Origin of the sequence: Enterobacter sp. Ag1 (assembly GCA_000277545.1) — a bacterium.
Lineage (GTDB): Bacteria > Pseudomonadota > Gammaproteobacteria > Enterobacterales > Enterobacteriaceae > Cedecea.
Map to the genome: position 1 here is coordinate 1 of AKXM01000035.1, position 19,849 is coordinate 19,849.

At 55.8% G+C, this 19,849-nt stretch carries 18 protein-coding genes; 11 read left to right on the top strand and 7 right to left on the bottom strand.

The features are described from left to right. Positions 1-195: 195 nt before the first annotated feature. The gene (gene mtnK, locus A936_RS15145; protein ID WP_008459354.1) at positions 196-1,395 is read right to left on the bottom strand and encodes an S-methyl-5-thioribose kinase; all 1,200 of its coding nucleotides are present in this window, start codon (positions 1,393-1,395) and stop codon (positions 196-198) included. A gap of 107 nt (positions 1,396-1,502) precedes the next feature. Between mtnK and mtnA the strand changes: the two genes are divergently transcribed. After that, entirely contained in the window at positions 1,503-2,528 is a 1,026-nt protein-coding gene (gene mtnA / locus A936_RS15150; RefSeq protein ID WP_008459356.1) for an S-methyl-5-thioribose-1-phosphate isomerase, read from the top strand. 103 nt (positions 2,529-2,631) lie between these two features. On the opposite strand, the gene A936_RS15155 is transcribed toward mtnA, so the two are convergent. Then, a complete protein-coding gene (locus tag A936_RS15155) occupies positions 2,632-3,174 on the bottom strand; it encodes a 1,2-dihydroxy-3-keto-5-methylthiopentene dioxygenase (protein ID WP_008459357.1) in 543 nt (180 codons plus the stop codon). After that, positions 3,171-3,854, bottom strand: a complete 684-nt coding sequence (gene mtnC, locus A936_RS15160; protein ID WP_008459359.1) for an acireductone synthase — start codon at positions 3,852-3,854, stop codon at positions 3,171-3,173. Before mtnC ends, A936_RS15155 begins: the two co-directional genes overlap by 4 nt. Positions 3,855-4,003: 149 nt before the next feature. Here mtnC and A936_RS15165 point away from each other — a divergent pair, with 149 nt between their 5' ends. After that, entirely contained in the window at positions 4,004-5,164 is a 1,161-nt protein-coding gene (locus A936_RS15165) for a pyridoxal phosphate-dependent aminotransferase (RefSeq protein ID WP_008459360.1), read from the top strand. Between the two features lie 31 nt (positions 5,165-5,195). Here A936_RS15165 and A936_RS15170 read toward each other — a convergent pair whose 3' ends face one another. The 3 genes from A936_RS15170 to upp form a co-directional block, all read right to left on the bottom strand. Continuing rightward, positions 5,196-5,897 (bottom strand): DnaA inactivator Hda, encoded by a 702-nt coding sequence (locus A936_RS15170; RefSeq protein WP_213715630.1) that lies wholly within the window; start codon positions 5,895-5,897, stop codon positions 5,196-5,198. A 97-nt stretch (positions 5,898-5,994) separates the two neighbouring features. Beyond that, complete coding sequence (gene uraA, locus A936_RS15175) at positions 5,995-7,281, bottom strand: uracil permease (protein WP_008459365.1); 1,287 nt, start codon at positions 7,279-7,281, stop codon at positions 5,995-5,997. 85 nt (positions 7,282-7,366) lie between these two features. After that, the gene (gene upp / locus A936_RS15180) at positions 7,367-7,993 is read right to left on the bottom strand and encodes a uracil phosphoribosyltransferase (protein ID WP_008459367.1); all 627 of its coding nucleotides are present in this window, start codon (positions 7,991-7,993) and stop codon (positions 7,367-7,369) included. A 225-nt stretch (positions 7,994-8,218) separates the two neighbouring features. Between upp and purM the strand changes: the two genes are divergently transcribed. The 4 genes from purM (at position 8,219) to ppx (ending at position 13,693) form a co-directional block, all read left to right on the top strand. Beyond that, entirely contained in the window at positions 8,219-9,256 is a 1,038-nt protein-coding gene (purM, locus tag A936_RS15185) for a phosphoribosylformylglycinamidine cyclo-ligase (protein ID WP_008459368.1), read from the top strand. Further along, positions 9,256-9,894 (top strand): phosphoribosylglycinamide formyltransferase, encoded by a 639-nt coding sequence (gene purN, locus A936_RS15190; RefSeq protein ID WP_008459370.1) that lies wholly within the window; start codon positions 9,256-9,258, stop codon positions 9,892-9,894. The genes purM and purN overlap by 1 nt, the downstream gene beginning before the upstream one ends. A gap of 173 nt (positions 9,895-10,067) precedes the next feature. Beyond that, positions 10,068-12,128: a polyphosphate kinase 1 gene (gene ppk1 / locus A936_RS15195; protein WP_008459372.1), complete on the top strand. Its 2,061-nt coding sequence runs from the start codon at positions 10,068-10,070 to the stop codon at positions 12,126-12,128. Between the two features lie 23 nt (positions 12,129-12,151). Next, complete coding sequence (gene ppx / locus A936_RS15200; RefSeq protein WP_008459374.1) at positions 12,152-13,693, top strand: exopolyphosphatase; 1,542 nt, start codon at positions 12,152-12,154, stop codon at positions 13,691-13,693. A 1-nt stretch (position 13,694) separates the two neighbouring features. On the opposite strand, the gene A936_RS15205 is transcribed toward ppx, so the two are convergent. Then, entirely contained in the window at positions 13,695-15,956 is a 2,262-nt protein-coding gene (locus A936_RS15205) for an EAL domain-containing protein (RefSeq protein ID WP_008459375.1), read from the bottom strand. Positions 15,957-16,312: 356 nt separating this feature from the next. On the opposite strand from A936_RS15205, the gene A936_RS22900 reads away from it, so the two are divergent. The 5 genes from A936_RS22900 (at position 16,313) to A936_RS15230 (ending at position 19,841) form a co-directional block, all read left to right on the top strand. Next, positions 16,313-16,486: a YfgG family protein gene (locus A936_RS22900; RefSeq protein WP_034809523.1), complete on the top strand. Its 174-nt coding sequence runs from the start codon at positions 16,313-16,315 to the stop codon at positions 16,484-16,486. Positions 16,487-16,632: 146 nt separating this feature from the next. Then, the gene (locus A936_RS15215) at positions 16,633-17,052 is read left to right on the top strand and encodes a VOC family protein (protein WP_008459377.1); all 420 of its coding nucleotides are present in this window, start codon (positions 16,633-16,635) and stop codon (positions 17,050-17,052) included. A 187-nt stretch (positions 17,053-17,239) separates the two neighbouring features. Next, positions 17,240-18,241, top strand: coding sequence for a fatty acid desaturase (locus A936_RS15220; RefSeq protein ID WP_008459379.1), 1,002 nt, complete (start codon positions 17,240-17,242; stop codon positions 18,239-18,241). After that, positions 18,234-19,031, top strand: a complete 798-nt coding sequence (locus A936_RS15225) for a phosphate/phosphite/phosphonate ABC transporter substrate-binding protein (protein WP_008459381.1) — start codon at positions 18,234-18,236, stop codon at positions 19,029-19,031. Before A936_RS15220 ends, A936_RS15225 begins: the two co-directional genes overlap by 8 nt. 303 nt (positions 19,032-19,334) lie before the next feature. Next, complete coding sequence (locus A936_RS15230; protein WP_008459382.1) at positions 19,335-19,841, top strand: P-loop nucleotide/nucleoside kinase family protein; 507 nt, start codon at positions 19,335-19,337, stop codon at positions 19,839-19,841. Positions 19,842-19,849: the final 8 nt, after the last annotated feature.

Here is a 19,849-nt window from a genome sequence, read left to right on the forward strand (position 1 = left end):
AAACGGAGGTCTGCCGCTCACGCGGTCGATTTATTTGGCCGGGAGTCCGGGTTCTCAGGGGAATGACGGTGATTCCCCTGAGACGTTCACTGACTCTGTGATGACATATGAAACAGGGCTGGAAGTGAACGGAATCTTTCGCCAGACCCTCATAGAAGAGATTAACGGTTGAAATAAATTTTGAGGCAGAGAAACTCACCCCTTCTGCCGAACCCTCGCAATAAACTCATCCACCGAATTCACCTGCCCGGCGATCAGAATCAAAAACTTGCCCAGCTCAATAGCGTGGCTGACGCAGGCCAGGCGCGCCGCCTCATCCTCAATACTTTCCAGATCGGCAACGTGCGACAAACCAACCGAGCGGCGAATCAGTTCGGTGCCGCAGAAGCCTACCGCATCAACCCACACTTTTTGTAGGTAGTGCTCAACGTAGCCTTCCGTTGCCAGCGCCGAGTCGCGTGTTTTCTCGCGGGCAAGCGCCGTAAAGCGCTCTGAGAAGCTCAGCCACAGTTCCTGAATATCCTTCAGGCGCTGTTCACGCTGGCTGGCTGCATCCCGTGGACCAAAATGCCCCGGCAGCGCGCAGTAGTTCAGCAGCAGGTTGCCGATGGCGGTCCCAAGATCAAACCCGGCCGGGCCCACGTAACCAAATTCAGCGTCGATCGCTTTCAGGCTACCTTCCGCAACGAAAATCGACCCGCTGTGGATATCGCCGTGCAGCAGCGCTTCCGCGCTGGAAAAGAATTTATGCTTCAGCAACGCCACGGCCAACTTTAGGTCGCTGTCGCTTCGCAGCGCGGCAACCTGTTGTTCCAGCGCGGCCGGGTAGTTATTTCGCTCGTGGATCTGATACGGATCGTTAAAGAACAGATCTTCGGTGATTTCGCACATTTCCGGGTTGATAAAGCGGGCAACCAGCGCCTTCTTATCGTGCGGATGCAGATAAAAATCTGACGTGTGGAACAGCGCTTTTGCCAGATACTCACCAAGCTGGCTGGCCGCCTGAGGATAATAAACACCCTTCACCAACTCGCCGCGCCAGATGCGATGGCTGGAGAGATCTTCCATCACCATCACCGCCAACTCTGGGTCGTAATGCACCACGTTGACCGTGTGTTCCGGGCTGTGCTGGTAGTGCTCCACCAGGGTTTGCGCCTCAAGGCGAGCGCGATCCAGCGTCAGCGGCCAGGACTCGCCCACGCAGCGCACATACGGCAGCGCCTGCTTCACGATAGTCCGGCTGACGCCCTGAGTATCAAAGATTTTAAACACCAGATTGAGGTTGCCGTCGCCCACTTCCTGCGCCTCCACCAGCTCAGACGGCGTCTGCAGCCCGCCAAACTGTTGAGCATAGGCCACTGCGTCAGCGGCGGTAAAAGTGCGGTATTGCGACATGGCGATCCTCTCAGAAAATAAAGTCAATTAAGACGTTTGGACGTCTATACATCTGGAAGTCATGTTGGCACAATATACCGCAACAACGCAACATGGAATTAACACGAATGCATAATTTAAAAACCACCAGCCTGGAAGTGCGTGATAACCAGCTTTGGATCCTTGATCAGCAGGCGCTGCCGCAGCAGAAAAACTGGCTCCCGGCGCACACCGTGTCACAGCTGGTCGCGCATATTCATGCCCTCAGCGTACGCGGCGCGCCGCTCATCGGCCTTTCCGCCAGCCTGCTGCTGGCGCTGTTGGCGGAGCAAGGGCTGACAAAAGCTCAGCTCGCTGAAGCCCTGGAAACCCTGCGGGCGTCCCGCCCGACGGCGGTAAACCTGATGAATAACCTCGACCGCATGAAGCAGGCGCTGGCTCAGGAAAATGTTGTGGCTGCACTCGAAGAAGAGGCGCTGCGGCTGGTGGCGGAAGATAAAGTGCTGTGCGATAACATCGCCCAGGCGGGCGCGGCGCTGGTTAAACCCGGTAGCCGCCTGCTGACCCACTGCAATACCGGCGGGCTGGCTACCGCAGGCGTCGGCACCGCGCTGGGCGTTATTCAGCGGGCATTTAACGAAGGGAACGTCGCCAGCGTTTGGGTGGACGAAACCCGCCCGCTGCTGCAGGGCGGCAGGCTGACGGCTTGGGAACTGGGTGAACTGGGCATTCCTTACCAGCTGATTTGCGATTCCATGGCCGCCAGCCTGATGGCGAAAAAGCAGGTGGACGCCATCTGGGTGGGCGCGGACCGCATCGCCGCGAACGGTGACGTGGCCAATAAGATCGGCACCTACAGCCTGGCCGTGCTGGCGCATTACCACGGCATTCCATTCTACGTTGCCGCGCCTCATACCACGCTCGACAGAAACTGTCCGAACGGCGAAGCCATTCCGATTGAGCAACGTGCCGCCAGTGAAGTGACCGGCGTGGCGGGCAGCTTTGGCAGCGTGCAGTGGGCGCCAGACAACGCAAGCGTGTATAACCCGGCGTTTGACGTTACCCCTGCAGAGTTGATTAGCGGCTGGATTTTGGATACGGGCGTGGTGACGCCGGAACAGGTTCGGGATGGGGTATTTTTACCGAAGAAATAATGCCCCTCATTCTGACCTTCTCCCCAAAGGGGAGAAGGAATAGAACGCACTACAGATTCACAATTTTCCCCCTCTCCTTTACCAGGAGAGGGTCAATCACAGCCTACGGCAAGCGTGGATAAGCATCCGCAATCGCATCGCCGGTAAAGTGCGCCACCCAGCCTTCCGGGTTATCAAAAATACGAATCGCGGTGAAATGCGGCTCGGACCCCATATCAAACCAGTGCGGTGTTCCCGCCGGGACGGAAATCAGGTCGTTCTTCTCGCAGAGGATCTGATACACCTTGTCGTCCAGATGCAGGCAGAACAGCCCCGCGCCTTCGACGAAGAAACGTACTTCATCTTCGCCGTGGGTATGTTCAGACAGGAATTTAGTCCGCAGCACGTCTTTCTGCGGGTTGTCCGCCCGCAGGCTGATCACATCCCAACTCTGATAGCCCTTCTCCGCCACCAGCTTGTCGATAGCATGCTGATAAGCGTGGATCACCGTTTCCGGCGTTGGGTCGTTGCCTAAATCCTGGTTCGCTTCCCAGCGTTCAAAACGCACGTCTTTGGCGTTCAACTGCTCGCGAATTTCTTGCGCGTCCGTGCTGTGCCATACCGGCTCCTTTGCTTCGGTATCGGTAAAAATGGTCAATGCGCTCATGAAGAAAACGACTCCAGATTAATGTGGTCGAAACGGTTTACCTGGCGATGGCGGCTGACGTCATCCGCCTCGCCGCGAATAAGCTGCACGGTTTGCCAACCGGCTTCCCGTGCGGCATCCAGCTCCTGGTGAATATCTGACAAGAACAGCAGCGACTCAGGTGCCACGCCGATCTCCGCCGCGATGTTGCGATAGGACTGCGCTTCACGCTTGGCCCCCACGTGGGTATCAAAATAGCCGCTGAACAACTCAGTAATATTCCCGGCGTCGCTGTAGCCAAAAAGCAGCTTCTGCGCCGCCACCGAGCCGGATGAATAGACATACAGGGCAATGCCCTGCTGTTTCCAGGCCTTGAGCGCGGGCAGAACGTCATCATAGAGATGGCCGGTGAAGTCTCCATTCACGTAGCCATCCCGCCAGATAAGACCCTGCAGCGCTTTTAGCACGGTAGATTTACGATCTACATCCATGAAGCTAAACAACGTCTCAATCAGCCGTTCAATATCCGCCTGCGGTTCATTAATTTCCGCCCGCAGGTCGTTGAGTATTGGGGCTATTTCATTTTGCTGCTCGCGAACAAAACCCGCGAGGCGTTCGCGGGCATACGGGAACAGGATGTTGTGCACAAAGCGAATGTCGCTGGTGGTGCCTTCAATATCGGTAACAATGGCGCGAATCATCATCTCTCCAGCCGTTAACGCTGCGTTATGTTGGCAACTGAGGTCATTATTATTTAGACGTCTAAGCGTCTTGATTGCTAAATCTTAACATCGTGTTATAGTCCCGGCAACACAGGGAAACACACGCATTACGTTAAGGTCGAAGAATAATGAGCCACTCCCCTTTGATTCCAGAAAGCAAACTGCCGGCGCTCGGCACCACTATTTTCACGCAAATGAGCGCCCTCGCGCAGCAGCACAATGCGATTAACCTTTCCCAGGGCTTCCCGGATTTTGACGGCCCGCGCTACCTGCAGGAACGCCTGGCGTTTCACGTCAGCCAGGGCGCAAACCAGTATGCACCGATGACCGGCGTTCCAGCCCTGCGCGAAGCCATCGCCGAGAAAACCGAAGCGCTGTACGGCCATAAGCCGGATGCCAATACTGATATTACGGTCACCGCTGGCGCCACCGAAGCGCTTTATGCCGCCATCACCGTGCTGGTTCGTCCGGGCGATGAAGTGATTTGCTTTGACCCAAGCTATGACAGCTATGCCCCAGCCGTGACGCTTTCCGGCGGCATTCTGAAACGTATTGCTCTCCAGCCGCCGCACTTCCGCGTCGACTGGCAAGAATTTGCTGCCCTGCTGAGCGACAAAACTCGCCTCGTCATTCTTAACACGCCGCACAACCCCTCCGCTACCGTCTGGCGCAAAAGTGATTTTGCCGCTCTGTGGCAGGCCATTGCGCAGCACGAAGTCTACGTGCTGAGCGACGAAGTGTACGAGCATATCTGCTTCGACGAAGAAGGCCACGCCAGCGTGCTGGCCCACCCGCAGCTGCGCGAGCGCGCTATCTCTGTGTCCTCTTTCGGCAAAACGTTCCATATGACGGGCTGGAAAGTGGGCTACTGCGTGGCACCGGCGGCCATCAGTGCGGAGCTGCGTAAAGTTCACCAGTACCTGACGTTCGCGGTGAATACCCCGGCGCAGCTTGCGATTGCCGACATGCTGCGTGCCGAACCGGAACATTATCGTGAACTGCCGGAATTCTACCGCGCGCGCCGCGACCGCTTTGTTGAAGCGCTGGCGGACAGCCGGTTTGAAATTCTGCCCTGCGAAGGGACTTACTTCCTGCTGGCCGACTACAGCGGAATCTCCGATCTCGACGACGTGAGTTTCTGCCAGTGGCTGACCAAAGAAGTAGGTGTGGCGGCAATTCCGCTGTCTGTGTTCTGCGCGGATGCTTTCCCGCACAAGCTGATTCGCCTGTGCTTTGCTAAGCAGGAAGCGACGCTGGACGCTGCGGCAGAAAGATTACGCCAGGTATAACGCGACACTCCCCGTCGGCGGACGGGGAAAACTACAGGCTGAGGATCTCTTTGACGAACGGAATAGTGAGTTTGCGCTGGGCGGTAATCGAGGCGTGATCGAGCTGATCGAGCGTCATAAACAGGGTTCGCATTTCGCGATCGAGGCGTTTTAACAGGAAACGCCCCACGTCTTCCGGCAGCTCAAACCCCCGCAACCGGGAGCGCAGCTGCAGCGCCTGCAGCTTGTCGTCATCGGAAAGCGGCTGCAGCTTGTAGATTTGCCCCCAATCGAGGCGGGAAGCCAGGTCAGGCAACTGCAGATTGAGCTGGCGAGGCGGCCTGTCACCTGTGATCAGCAGGCGCGTTTTCCCGGATTCCAGAATGCGATTATAAAGATTGAAGATCGCCATTTCCCACGGCTCATCCCCGGCCACGCATTCGATATTGTCGATGCAAACCAGCGACAGCTGTTCCATCCCGTCGAGCACTTCCGGCACAAACCAGGTGCGCTTATCCAGCGGCACATAGCCCACGGCTTCACCGCGCTGGGAAAGCTCTGCGCAGGCCGCATGCAGCAAATGGCTGCGCCCGCCGCCTTCACGCGACCAGAAATAGATGTACCCGCTGTGATCCTGACGGAGTACCGCCTGCAGGGCGGCTAATAAAGAAGGGTTGTCACCCGGCCAGAAACTCGCAAAGGTTTCGTCGTCGGGAAGATAGAGTGGCAGTGAGAGCTGTGCCGGCGTATTCAGAAGTACCTCAACCATAACAGGCAGAAAATCGAAACGAGTCTAACACAGAATGGCTGAGGTTTAGAACCGGGCGAGGATCCGCCCGGCGAGGAAACGATCAGGCCTGCGCGTCGTTGTCTTTCGCGTCAAGCACGACTTCTTCCGGGCGCAGTATGCTGATAAGTTTGAAAATAAGACTCAGACCCACGCCGACGATGGTCGCCAGCGCCATGCCTTTCAGCTCTGCCGCACCAATGTGCACCTTCGCCCCGCTCACCCCGATGATCAGGATCACGGAGGTCAGGATCAGGTTTTGCGCTTTGCTGTAATCCACTTTGGATTCGATCAGCACGCGAATACCGGAGGCGCCGATCACTCCGTACAGCAACAGAGAAACACCGCCCATCACCGGCACCGGAATGATTTGAATCGCCGCCGCCAGTTTGCCGACACAGGAAAGCAGAATGGCGATAATTGCCGCACCGCCGATAACCCAGGTCGAGTACACGCGGGTGATCGCCATGACGCCGATGTTCTCACCGTAGGTGGTGTTTGGCGTGGAGCCGAAGAAGCCGGAGAACACGGTTGAAATGCCGTTGGCAAACATCGAACGGTGCAGGCCCGGGTCGCGAATCAGGTCTTTTTTCACAATATTCGCGGTAACCACAAGGTGGCCCACGTGTTCGGCAATAACCACCAGCGCCGCAGGCAGAATGGTGAAGATAGCGAACCATTCAAAGCGAGGCGTATAGAAGGTTGGCAGCGCGAACCAGTGCGCTTCGCGGATGGGCGTCACGTCTACCACGCCCATGGCGAAGGAGAGCGCGTAACCCGCCAGCACGCCGATGAGAATCGGGATAATGGCCATAAAACCACGGAACAGCACGGAACCAAACACCGTGACCGCCAGCGTCACCAGCGAGATAATAATGGTGGTGGAATCCGGGGATGCGCCATCCGCAGGCAACAGTCCGGCCATGTTAGCCGCCACGCCCGCCAGCTCAAGACCAATAACCGCAACAATCGCACCCATCGCCGCCGGAGGGAACATCACGTCCAGCCAGCCGGTACCGGCTTTTTTCACAATCAGCGCCACGATGCAGAACAGCACGCCGCACATGATAAATCCGCCGAGGGCTACTTCATACCCCAGCGGCAGCAGCAGCAATACCGGAGAGATAAACGCGAAGCTGGACCCCAGATACGCCGGGATTTTGCCTTTACAGATGAACAGATAAAGCAAGGTGCCAATGCCGTTAAACAGCAGCACCGTAGCCGGGTTGATGTGGAACAGGATCGGCACCAGCACGGTTGCGCCGAACATGGCGAACAGATGCTGCAGGCTCAACGGAATCGTTTGCAGTAAGGGCGGGCGTTCACTTACCCCAATGGCGCGGCGGGTCATGTTGTTTTCCTCTAAGTGTTATTTTTAACGAACGGTGTTTGCTGCAATCAAAAAAAAGCCGACTTTCAAAGTCGGCTGATGAATCTTATTTTGTTCCGAATATCTTATCGCCCGCATCACCGAGGCCAGGAATAATGTACCCGTGCTCGTTGAGGCCCTGATCGATAGAAGCGGTGTACAACTCCACGTCCGGGTGCGCTTTTTCCAGCGCGGCGATGCCTTCCGGCGCGGCAACCAGCACCAGTACCTTAATGCTGGTACAACCCGCTTTTTTCAGCAGGTCGATGGTGGCAATCATAGAACCGCCGGTCGCCAGCATCGGGTCAACCACCAGCGCCATACGTTCTTCTATATTAGAAACCAGCTTCTGGAAGTAAGGCACCGGCTGCAGGGTTTCTTCATCGCGGTAAACGCCAACGACGCTGATACGCGCGCTTGGTACGTTTTCCAGAACGCCTTCCATCATGCCAAGGCCAGCACGCAGAATTGGCACAACGGTAATTTTTTTGCCTTTGATCTGGTCGACTTCCACCGGGCCGTTCCAGCCTTCGATGGTGACTTTCTCGGTTTCCAGGTCCGCAGTGGCTTCATAAGTAAGCAGGCTGCCTACTTCAGAGGCGAGTTCACGAAAGCGCTTGGTGCTGATGTCTTGCTCGCGCATCAGGCCCAGCTTGTGTTTGACGAGTGGGTGTTTCACTTCCACGATCTTCATACTCTTTCTCCCCCGAGATAGTTGGCTACCACAAAAAAAATCGCCGGATTATACCGCTTTTTTGCCGCTGCGCTACAGCTAATGGAATGATCGAGATCAACCGGACTGGATTGAGTCTATCTCAGGAATTCTTTTCTTGCCGATGACAAGAGGCTCGCAAACGTTTGCCTCCACTGTTAGAATTGCCGCGTTTTTCTTATATATACCACCCGTGGGGAACGAGCAGTGACCGATAAAACCTCTCTCAGCTATAAAGATGCCGGTGTAGATATTGATGCTGGTAACGCTCTGGTCGACAGAATTAAAGGCGTAGTGAAAAAAACCCGCCGCCCGGAAGTGATGGGTGGCCTGGGCGGTTTCGGTGCGCTGTGCGCGTTGCCTCAGAAATATCGCGAACCGATTCTGGTTTCCGGCACCGACGGTGTGGGGACCAAGCTGCGTCTGGCCATGGATTTAAAACGCCACGACGCGATCGGCATTGACCTGGTCGCCATGTGCGTGAACGACCTGGTGGTTCAGGGTGCCGAGCCGCTGTTCTTCCTCGACTACTACGCCACCGGCAAGCTGGACGTGGATACTGCCGCCAGCGTTATCACCGGCATCGCCGAAGGCTGCCTGCAGTCAGGCTGCTCGCTGGTTGGCGGTGAAACCGCTGAGATGCCAGGCATGTACCACGGGGAAGACTACGACGTGGCCGGGTTCTGCGTAGGCGTAGTTGAGAAGTCTGAAATCATCGACGGGTCTAAAGTTGCCGATGGCGATGTCCTGATTGCGCTGGGTTCAAGCGGCCCGCACTCCAACGGCTACTCGCTGGTGCGCAAAGTGCTGGAAGTGAGCGGCACCGACCCGCTGACCACCGAACTGGCAGGGAAACCTCTGGCGGATCACCTGCTCGAGCCAACCCGCATTTACGTGAAAAATATCCTTGAGCTGATTGAAAACGTGGATGTTCACGCCATCGCCCACCTGACCGGCGGCGGCTTCTGGGAAAACATTCCGCGCGTACTGCCGGACAACACCCAGGCCGTTATCACCGAATCTTCCTGGCAGTGGCCAGCCGTCTTCAACTGGCTGCAGCAGGCCGGCAACATCAGCCGCCACGAAATGTACCGCACCTTTAACTGCGGCGTAGGCATGGTCATTGCGCTGCCGGCGGCAGAAGCGGATAAAGCCGTTGCGCTGATGCAGGCCAAAGGTGAAAAGGCGTGGAAAATCGGTATCATCAAGGCATCTGATTCCGAAGAGCGCGTGGTTATTGAGTAATGAAACACATTGTGGTGCTGATTTCCGGTAACGGAAGCAATCTGCAGGCGATCATTGACGCCTGCCAGCAGAGGAAGATTAACGGCACCATCAGCGCGGTGTTCAGCAATAAGGCCGACGCGTTCGGCCTTGAGCGAGCCCGCGAAGCCGGGATCCCGACCCACGCGCTGACGGCAAGCGAGTTTGCCAGCCGGGAGGCGTTCGATCGCCAGCTGATGCAGGAGATTGACGCCTACGCGCCGGACGTCGTGGTGCTGGCGGGTTATATGCGCATTCTCAGCCCGGCCTTTGTGGCGCGCTACAGCGGTCGTTTACTCAACATTCACCCTTCCCTGCTGCCGAAATATCCCGGTCTGCATACCCACCGCCAGGTGCTGGAAAACGGCGATGAAGAGCACGGCACTTCCGTGCATTTTGTCACTGACGAACTGGACGGCGGCCCGGTCATTTTGCAGGCCAAAGTGCCGGTATTTGAAGGGGATGATGAGGACGAAATCACCGCCCGCGTTCAGCACCAGGAACACGCGATTTACCCGCTGGTCGTCAGCTGGTTCCTCGACGATCGACTAAAAATGCGCCAAAACGCCGCCTGGCTTGATGGCGTGCAGCTGCCCCCGCAGGGACATGCAGCAGAATAATTTAACTAAAAAGGGCTTAGGCCCTTTTTTTGTGTCTGTCTCTCATAAAGTTGTCATGGTCAGATGAGAGAGTTTCATCTGCATAGTTGGACATTCTCCGCTAAAGCTCGCCATAATAACTGACGTGACGGTGACGGCATTGCCACGTCCACGAAAACGGAGTGTGAGGACTAATGGGTCAGGATAAGCTGTATATCGAAAAAGAACTGAGCTGGTTGTCTTTTAACGAACGCGTTCTGCAGGAAGCGGCGGACAAGCTCAACCCGTTGATTGAAAGGATGCGTTTTCTCGGCATCTATTCCAATAACCTCGATGAATTCTATAAAGTGCGTTTCGCCGAACTGAAGCGCCGCATTTTAATCAGTGAAGAACAGGGTTCTCCTTCCAACCAGCGCCACCTGCTGAACAAGATTCAGGCTCGGGTGCTGAAGGCCGATCAGGAATTTGACAGCCTGTATAACGAGCTGCTGCTGGAGATGGCCCGCAACCAAATCTTCCTGATTAACGAACGTCAGCTTTCCGAAAATCAGCAAAGCTGGCTGCGCAGCTACTTCAAGCATCAGCTTCGCCCGCACATCACGCCGATTTTGATCAACCGCGATACCGACCTGGTGCAGTTCCTGAAGGACGATTACACCTACCTGGCGGTCGAAATCATTCGTGGGGACAGCATTCGCTACGCGCTGCTGGAGATCCCGTCGGACAAAGTGCCGCGGTTTGTGAACCTGCCGCCGGAAGCACCACGTCGCCGCAAGCCGATGATCCTGCTGGATAACATCCTGCGCTACTGCCTGGACGAGATCTTCAAAGGATTCTTCGATTACGACGCGCTCAACGCCTATTCAATGAAGATGACGCGTGACGCCGAGTACGACCTGGTTACCGAAATGGAATCCAGCCTGCTGGAACTGATGTCCTCCAGCCTGAAACAGCGTCTGACCGCCGAGCCGGTGCGCTTTGTTTATCAGCGCGATATGCCGGATGCGATGGTGGAGATGCTGCGCGACAAGCTGACCATTTCCAACTACGACTCGATCATTCCCGGCGGACGCTACCACAACTTTAAAGACTTTATTGGCTTCCCGAACGTCGGGAAAGCTAACCTGGTGAACAAGCCGCTGCCGCGCCTGCGCCATATCTGGTTCGATAAATTCCGTAACGGGTTCGACGCCATCCGCGAGCGTGACGTCCTGCTTTACTACCCGTACCACACCTTCGAACACGTTCTTGAGCTGCTGCGCCAGGCCTCCTTCGATCCAAACGTGCTGGCGATTAAAATCAATATCTACCGCGTGGCGAAAGACTCACGCATTATTGACGCCATGATCCACGCCGCCCATAACGGCAAGAAAGTCACCGTGGTGGTCGAGCTGCAGGCACGTTTTGACGAAGAAGCGAATATCCACTGGGCGAAGCGCCTTACCGAGGCGGGCGTGCACGTTATCTTCTCCGCGCCGGGGCTGAAAATTCACGCCAAGCTGTTCCTTATTTCCCGCATGGAAGGCGAAGAGATTGTGCGTTATGCGCATATTGGGACCGGTAACTTTAACGAGAAAACCGCCCGTCTCTACACGGACTATTCCCTGTTAACCGCCGATGCTCGCATCACCAACGAAGTGCGTCGCGTGTTCAACTTTATCGAAAATCCGTACCGCCCGGTGACCTTCGACTATCTGCTGGTGTCGCCGCAGAACTCGCGTCGCCTGCTGTACGATTTGGTCGATCGCGAAATCAAAAATGCCCAGAACGGGCAGCCTGCCGGGATCACGCTGAAGCTGAATAACCTGGTAGACAAAGGCCTGGTGGACAGACTTTATGCGGCCTCCAGCGCGGGCGTGAAGGTGAACCTGCTAATACGCGGCATGTGTTCGCTGATTCCAGAACTCGACGGGATCAGCGATAATATCCGCGTGCAGAGTATCGTTGACCGCTACCTCGAGCACGACCGGGTCTATATTTTTGAAAACGGTGGCGATAAAAAAGTCTTCCTCTCGTCAGCCGACTGGATGACCCGTAACATCGACTACCGCATTGAAGTGGCCGTCCCGGTCCTCGATCCGCGCCTGAAGCAGCGTATGCTCGATATCATTGATATCCAGCTGAACGACACGGTGAAAGCGCGCATCATCGAAAAAGAACTGAGTAATCGCTATGTGCCGCGCGGCAACCGCCGGAAAGTGCGTTCGCAGCTGGCGATCTACGATTATATTAAAACTCTGGAACAACCTGACTAACGCTCTCAGGCGAAGATAAAATTATGCCGATATCAAACCATGCTCCACGGCCGCAGGAATTTGCTGCGGTCGACCTCGGCTCGAACAGCTTCCACATGGTCATTGCCCGTGTGGTGGATGGCGCCATGCAAATCATTGGCCGCCTGAAGCAGCGCGTGCACCTCGCGGATGGCCTCGGGCCCGATAACAAATTAAGCGAGGAGGCCATGGAGCGTGGGCTCTCCTGCCTGGCGCTGTTTGCCGAACGCCTGCAGGGATTTGCAGCAGACAACGTGTGCATTGTGGGCACCCACTCGCTTCGCGAGGCCACCAATGCCGCTGAGTTTCTGAAACGCGCGGAGAAAGTGATCCCCTACCCGATCGAAATCATTCCCGGGAACGAAGAAGCCCGTCTGATTTTTATGGGCGTGGAACACACTCAGCCGGAGAAAGGCCGCAAGCTGGTGATTGATATCGGCGGGGGCTCCACCGAGCTGGTGATCGGCGAAGATTTTGAGCCAATGCTGGTGGAAAGTCGCCGTATGGGCTGCGTCAGCTTCGCACAAAACTTCTTCCCTGGCGGCGTCATCAGCCCGGAAAACTTCAAGCGCGCCCGCATGGCGGCTATCCAAAAACTGGAAACCCTTGCCTGGCAATATCGCCTGCAGGGCTGGAAAGTCGCGATGGGCGCCTCTGGCTCCATTAAAGCGGCGCATGAAGTGCTGATCGAGATGGGCGAAAAAGACGGGATGATCACCCCGGAACGCCTGGACATGCTCCAGCAGGAAGTGCTGAAGTTTAAAACCTTCGACGCCCTGAGCCTGCCGGGCCTGTCCGAAGAGCGTAAAGCGGTGTTTGTGCCTGGGCTGGCCATTCTGTGCGGCGTGTTTGATGCGCTCGCCATCCGCGAGCTGCGCCTGTCTGACGGTGCGCTGCGCGAAGGCGTGCTGTACGAAATGGAAGGCCGCTTCCGCCATCAGGATATTCGCATTCGCACCGCGCAAAGCCTGGCGGAGCAGTACCACATCGACAGCGATCAGGCTCGTCGGGTACTGGAAACCGTTGAACTGCTGTACCAGCAGTGGGAAAAACAGAACCACAAGCTGGCTAACCCGCAGATGGCCGCGCTGCTGAAGTGGGCTGCGATGCTGCATGAAGTCGGGCTGGGCATCAACCACAGCGGGATGCACCGCCACTCTGCCTACATTCTGCAAAACAGCAACCTGCCGGGCTTCAACCAGGAGCAGCAGGTACTGATGGCTTCCCTGGTGCGCTACCACCGCAAGGCCATTAAGCTGGACGATCTGCCGCGCTTCACCCTGTTTAAAAAGAAACAGTTCCTGCCGCTGATTCAGCTGATTCGTCTGGCCACGCTGCTGAATAACCAGCGCCAGGCGACAACCACCCCGCCGACGCTGGTGCTGGAAACCGACGACAACCACTGGACGCTGCGCTTCCCGCACGACTGGTTCAGCCAGAACACGCTGGTTCAGCTGGATTTGGAGCGCGAACAGCTGTATTGGGAAAGCATGACCGGCTGGAAGCTGACCATCGAAGAAGAGGCCGAAGCGGCGCTCTCCGCCTGATTTACTCCATCAGCCCCTTTGCGTCTTCCGGCGCAGAGGGGCTTTGTTCTTCTGCAAGGCTCTCCAGCGGCTGAGGGCGACCAATCAAATATCCCTGCACATAATCCATGCCCATCGCCCGGACGGCATCTTTTAGCGCCTGCGTTTCGACATATTCCGCCACAACCTGCATCTTCTTCATTCTTGCCAGCTGGCATATCGAGCTCACCACCTGGTAATCCAGGCTGCTGGTTAAAATATTGCGGATAAAGCTGCCGTCAATTTTAAGGATGTCGGCGCTCAGCTCTTTCAGACGCGCATAGCTGGCATAGCCTGTGCCAAAGTCGTCGATGGCCACCCGGCAACCCATGCGCTGCAGCATCTTCAACGTTACATTGGCCTGTTCAAGGTTGGTTAAAGAGTGACTTTCTGTCACTTCAAAAACCAGCTGCCACGGCTCAATACGGTACTTCGCCAGCAAATGCTGCACATCCCCCGGAAGCTGGGCCTGACACACCGAAGCGGGCGTCAGGTTAATGGCGAGCCTGCAGCCCGGCAAACTGTCGCGGTGCTTATCCATAAACTGCAGGGCGGCATTCAGCACCCAGCGGTCAATGCGGGATGAAAGCCCAAATTCATGGGCGACGGGCAAAAAGATATCCGGTGACAGCAGTTCGCCTTTATCGTCGCGCATCCGCAACAACACCTCGTAGTAGGCGTCACCCCGTAACCCTTCAATACGCTGCGCCATCAGCACAAACAGGTCCTGATCGAGCGCATGCTGGAGGCGGTTCATCATTTCAACTTTGCGTTTGACCGCATTCTGAATGTGATTGGAGCCTTTTTGCTGCAGGCTTTCGGGCTGTTGCGTAGAGAGCGATACCCCGGCCATGGTGCTTAACTCGCCGAGCAATAAGTAGAGATGGGACACCGGGTGGCGCACAAAGCAATAGCTGATGCCGATTTGCGGCTGCAGCGGCATCCCGTCCCACATAAAGCGGAACCGTCGGGCATGGGCGTACAGAGACTCAATTTTAGCCTGATGAGATTCATAATTAAGGCGCAGGGCGAGATCGTGCCCGGAAAGGTTGTACACCCTCTCGCCGGGCGACAGCTGGCCGCGCAAATACTCCGCCAGCTGCTGTTTGTATTGAATGCGCAGCAAAACGCCGTAGTTTCGCCCCAGCAGCTCCAGCTCGGGAATCGACAAAAATCCCAGCGCGGACCAGGGCGTGTTCCCGAGGTCGCGAGATAACGCGCGTAGATTCGGCATCTGCATCATCGGGTCGATGAACGCCACGCGGCGTGCTTTATAGTGCAAGAAGCGCTGTCGGGTGGTCACCGCCGCCATTAAATAGATGGTGATGGAAAACACCGCATAGCAGGACGACGCAATCGCCAAATGCAGCTGAAAGCCCATATCCGGCGGCAGGTAATTATGGAACCCGCCGCAGAGAATAATCAGTACCACGGTCCAGGCGTTGGTAATAAACAAGAAGCCGAAACGCATCGCCCCCCACAGCATAACGGGCAGAATAAGCGTCAGCGTGTAATCGGTATTAAAAATAGTTTTGTTTTGGCTAATCGGGTACAGCAGCAGCCAAATAAGCAGGCCAATGAGCGTGGCCCAGAGCAGCATTTCACTTCGCGTCACGCCCTTCTGCCGCTGTCCCCGCATGCGGGACCAGAAGCTTTTGATAAAGCGCGGGTGCACTATCATTCTTAAAATAAAATAGAAGAACGGCAGCCCGGTTAATCCCCCCACCAGCACGGCCTGGAAATTAATTAATGTCCTGGCGCTCCACGGCGTGGCGGACAGAATAGAAAAACTGCGATCGTACCAGCCTAAAAATAACGCTATCTCGTAGAACACCAGAAATAGCCCGGCGTTAACCAGCACCAGCCAAAACATACGCTGAGCGGTGAGCTGAGTCAGGCCGAAGGTCACCGCGCTGCGTCGCGACACAAAATAGCGATAGCAGCACGAACTGACCGTAATCGGCACGATAAAGTGCAGGACGGCCAGCAACGAAATCCACACGCCTTCTGAGGGCAGATAGCGAATCAGCAATGCCAGAACAATGCCCGGAATAGCCGCGCGCCCGAACAGTACGATGCAGGCGGTTAGCAGCGGGAGCGACATGTAAAGCAGGAAAACTCGCCCGCCATCCAGTACCGTCTGCGCGTTAAACGTTGCCACCAGCGGCAGCAGCAGGCTGGGGAGAATCAGGGGCAGTGCCCACCATTTACTTTTTGATTGTTTATACCAGCTAGCCAGTTGCATACATCTTCGCCAAAATCCCTGTTCCTCTTCGGGTATCTTCCGGATATCCTTTCCGGTTCGTTACGGCCCATCTTCCGTCACTGCGGGGGACAAATTTTAGTTCGCCAACATTAAGAATAATTGATGCATATCAGTATCAGTTCAATGAATCACCGCTGAGGTAAAATTCAGACTGAATATGATTCATATTAGTTCACAACAAATTCACCTCATGAATGAAATGCCCATGAATCATTCATTCAGGCCGTTTTTACATGATGAATAATTGACCTGAGTGGTTCTGTGTGACTAAATAGCCCCGTCGCCCGCATCGCCGGGCCAATCTTAAGGACCCCTGCGTGACACAGGTTACGACTATGCAAAGACGAAACCGTTTTAATAATCGCATGACCCGCATTATTCTGCTCATCAGTTTTCTGTTCTTTTTTGGTCGCTTTATTTATTCCTCCATCGGAGCCTGGTACCACCATCAGGATAAAAAAGCAGAAACCCAACAAAGCAGCCAGCAGGTGGACAGCGCTAACCGTTAGTCCGTCGGTTCCCCCTCGCGCTCTTTTAATTTCCTACCACTTGTTCAAAAATGCTCAAGCGCCCCGTTTGCTGGCCCCTCGCCTTGACCTGAAGTTAACTTGAGGTTGTAAAGTCACGCCATCAAAAACAGCTGAATGGGCAGACTATGGAACAGATTGATGTCGGCTTTACCCACGTCGCATTTATGGTGAAGGATCTGGATAAAAGCGTCGATTTCTACCTACGCTATACCGCAATGAAAGTGATTCACCAGCGCGAACCCAACCTGCCGGACGCACGCAAGGTGGCCTGGCTCAGCGATCGCACCCGGCCTTTTGCGCTGGTTCTGGTGCAGGCAGACAACAACACCGACACGCCGCTGGGGAATTTTGGTCACCTGGGCGTGGCCTGCGCAACCAAAGAAGAAATTGATCGCAAGACGGAAATGGCGAGAGCCGAAGGTGTGCTGCGCAGAGAACCAGAGCAGCTTGGCGACCCGGTGGGTTACTTCGTGTTCTTTGCCGATCCAGACGGTAACACGCTGGAACTCTCCTACGGCCAGCGGGTTGGCATTGAGTCAATGTAAAGCCTGAAGGGCGACCAAAAGCCGCCCTTTTCTGTCGTTATGCCGCTACGCACCTCTGCCTTTATTCTCTCTTTCTGTTTAAGCATTTTATGTTCTAAGCATAGCTATTTATATTCCTATGGGCTTTAGCGGCGACGATTTACTCTCTGCTCAAATCAACGATTAATTGCGGGCAGTGATAAGTTAAATGAGTGGCAGAGCGTCGGTCTATTTACATGAAGAACAACGGGAATTTGTCAGTAAACTGCGGCGTTCGTGGCTGTGGCGCACGGAACTGCCCACCTGGCTGCTGATTATCACGATTTACGGCGGCTGGTTTGCCACCGTGGCGTGGTGGAAAACCATTGGCCTCTTCCCGGCAACGCTGCTGCTCATCTGGTTAGCCACCTGGTATATGTCGCTGCAGCATGAGCTTTTGCACGGCCACCCGACGCGCTTCCCGCGCCTGAATCAGCTGTTCGGGCTGATCCCTTTTTCTATCTGGTATCCGTACGGCACTTATCGCGATCTGCATCTGAAACATCACCAGGATGAAGATCTGACCGTGCCGGAAACTGACCCGGAAAGTTACTACTTTACCCGCCGCCGCTGGCAGCATTTTAGCGGCGTTCAGCGCTTGCTGGTGCGCCTGCGTAACACCTTCCCAGGTAGGCTGCTGCTGACGCCGGTGCTGACCATGCGCTGGACGGCGATCAATATCTGGGAAACTTTCCGCGGCGGCAATCGCCCGGCGATGGCGATGTGGACGGTACATCTGCTGCTGCTTATCCCGGTGCTCGGCTGGCTGGTGAAGCATGATTTCTCGGTGGTTTACTACCTGCTGGTCGTTACCTGGCCGATGCTGGCGATGACCAAAGTCCGCTCTTTCTTCGAACACCGCGCGGCGGAAGATCCCGAGGCCCGGACGGTGATTAACGAAGCAGGCATGTTCTGGCGTCTGCTGTTCTTGAATCTGAACTATCACTCAGTGCACCACGATCTCCCCGGCATTCCGTGGTACGGGCTGCCAACCGTTTACCGTGCCTATAAAGAGGAATACCTGCAGCGGAACCAGGGCTTCTTTGTGAACGGTTACGGCGAGCTGATGCGCGAGCATCTGATTAAGCCGATCCAGGTGGAAATTAACCCGTTCTTCCCGGACGGCCGCCTGGCGCAGGACGTGGTGCCGCAGGAGAAAGCCCATGAGTAAGCTTATCTCGCTGCCGATGTACGACGTGCATCACCCGGATACCGAAGCGCTGTTAGCCACCTTGCGCCTGCTACTGAGCGAAGAAGGGCTGGACGGCGACAGTTTGATTTATAGCGAACCCGAAGATCGCCTGAGCCACTGGCAAGACTCGCGGCTGCTGCTCAGCCAGACCTGCGGTTATCCCCTGCGCGCCCTGCTGCCTAAGGTGCAGGTCGTCGGTACGTTTCATTATCAGGCGGCAGGCTGCGAAGGGTTTCACTACAGCAGCCAGCTGATTGTGCGTGAAGCTGACGCGGGAAAAACGCTGGCAGATTTCCGGGGCAAGCGCGTCGTCTGCAACAGCGACGATTCCCAGTCCGGCTATCACGGCTTTCGCAGCCTGGTTGCCCCGCTGCAAAAAGACGGGAAGTTCTTCTCAGACATCGCCTTTAGCGGCAGCCACCGCCAGTCGCTGGCGGAGGTGCAGGCCGGCACGAGCGATATTGCCGCCATTGATGCAGTCACTCTCGCGCTGGTTGCTCATCACGAACCGGAACGCGTTGCGGGCCTGGTTTCTATCGGCACAACGGCGCTGGCACCGGGTTTACCGATGATCACCTCGGCGCAAACTTCAGCCGTGGAACTGGCGCAGCTGCGCCGCGCGTTGAAACGGCTGGTGAGCGAGCCTGAGTGGCAAGAAGTAAGGGAGGCGTTACTGATAAAAGATTTTAGCGTGACGCACCGGGATGATTATCAGCCCATTAGCGATGCGGCACAGAAAGCGGCGGCAAGTGGACTTGTAACGCTGTAGCTGGTTGGTTTTTAACTTCTCCCACTGAGAATCATGCCTCGCTTTTCGTCCAACGTTTCACTCAGCCACAGCGTCGCTTCTGTTTTTCCCCTCTCCCTGGCAGAGAGAGGGGAATTGCAGAAAAATCCTTCACAAATTTCAAAATTATGCCAGGAATTGCCAGCCAGTAACCTCTTAAAAAATATGGTTATATCTTATAAAAACAACAAATAAGGTAGCTATTTAAAAGCCATTTCTCGCGCTACTATCGTTAAGTACGCGACAAAACGCGCCTGATAATTCCTCCTACAAAAAGCTTATCCGATGAACCAAATACACTTTATTGAAGGCCCGGTTGGTGCGGGTAAATCGACCTACGCTAAAGCCCTGGCCAAAACCGACGGGTTTACCCACATCGCGCTGGACGAGTGGTTCGTGCGGCTCTACAGCCCCGACCGTCCGGCCGGAAATTTTGTGCCCTGGTATGTGGAACGCAAAGACCGGCTGATTACGCTTATCCTGAGCTATGCCCACACGGTGCTTGCCACCAACAGCATTGCGCTGGAGCTGGGCCTAATTCAGCAAGGCCCAAGGTTAGCCCTGCTCCGCCAGCTGCAGGAAGAAGGCATTCCGTTTTGCGTACACGTCCTCGACGCGCCCAAAAGCGTTCGCCGCGAGCGCGTACAGCGCCGCAATACCGAACAAGGCGAAACCTTCTCGATGGTCGTGCCGGACGAGATTTTTGAAGTCGCCAGCAGCCTGTGGGAAGCGCCCGATGAGTTTGAACAGGAAGAGTTTGAGTTTGTTTTCCCGGCTACCGCCAGCCGATAACTGACCCA